The organism is Micromonospora maritima, from assembly GCF_902825405.1.
Classification (GTDB): Bacteria; Actinomycetota; Actinomycetes; order Mycobacteriales; family Micromonosporaceae; genus Micromonospora; species Micromonospora maritima.
Map to the genome: position 1 here is coordinate 1 of NZ_CADEAU010000939.1, position 835 is coordinate 835.

Genomic DNA, 835 nt, shown 5'->3' on the forward strand with positions numbered 1-835 from the left:
CCGGCGTCGTCGGCGACGGCGGTGACCAGCGCGACCTCGGCGCCCTGCGCGGCCGCGAAGACCGCGGCCAGGCCGGCGCCGCCGGGGCGGTCCACGGACGTGGTCTCGTCCAGCACCGGCACCGGGGAGTCCGGGCAGAGCCGGTTCACCAGCCCCTCGACGTCCCGGTCCAGCAGCGTGTCACCGAGCACCACCAGGGGTCCCGCCATGCTCGACCTCCTCATCGGGCCTGCACCTCCGGATCCGGGTCGTCGAGCACCACCTCGACGCCGGCGCGCACCGGTCCCGCCGGGGCGCGGGCGGCGAGCGCCGCCGGCAGCGCCCGGTCGACGTACTCGCAGAGCACGTGCACGGCCACGAGGTGCAGCTCCTGCACCACCTGCCCGTCCGGCGAGTCGATCGCGAGCCGTTCGTGGCAGAGGTCGGCGAGGGGGTTGGGGGCGGGGCCGGTGAAGGCCCAGCAGCGCAGGCCGGTGTCGTGGGCGGCGTGGGCGGCGGTGAGGAGGTTGGGGCTGGTGCCGCTGGTGGACAGGAGCAGAAGGAGGTCGTCGGGTCGGCCGTGGGCGCGGACCTGGCGGGCGAAGATCTCGTCGTATCCGTAGTCGTTGCCGATGGCGGTGAGCGCGCTGGTTTCGGCGTGCAGGGCGATGGCGGAGAGGGGTTGGCGGTCGTGGCGGAGTTTGCCGACGAGTTCGGCGGTGAGGTGCTGGGCTTCGGCGGCGCTGCCGCCGTTGCCGGCCACCAGCAACCGCCCGCCGGCGGCGAGCCGGCGCGCCACCTCCTGACCCCAGCGGGCCAGCAGGTGTTCCGCGTCGCGCAGCGGCAGCAGCGCGGC

Annotated in this window: 1 protein-coding gene and 1 pseudogene; both read right to left on the reverse strand. The window is 75.7% G+C overall.

Annotated features, from left to right (window positions below):
- Positions 1–209 (reverse strand): annotated as a pseudogene (locus HUW36_RS33675) (D-beta-D-heptose 1-phosphate adenosyltransferase); the annotation flags it as partial.
- Positions 210–220: 11 nt separating this feature from the next.
- The coding region (locus tag HUW36_RS33680) for a D-sedoheptulose-7-phosphate isomerase (protein WP_174531681.1) at positions 221–835 on the reverse strand (615 nt) is incomplete at its 5' end.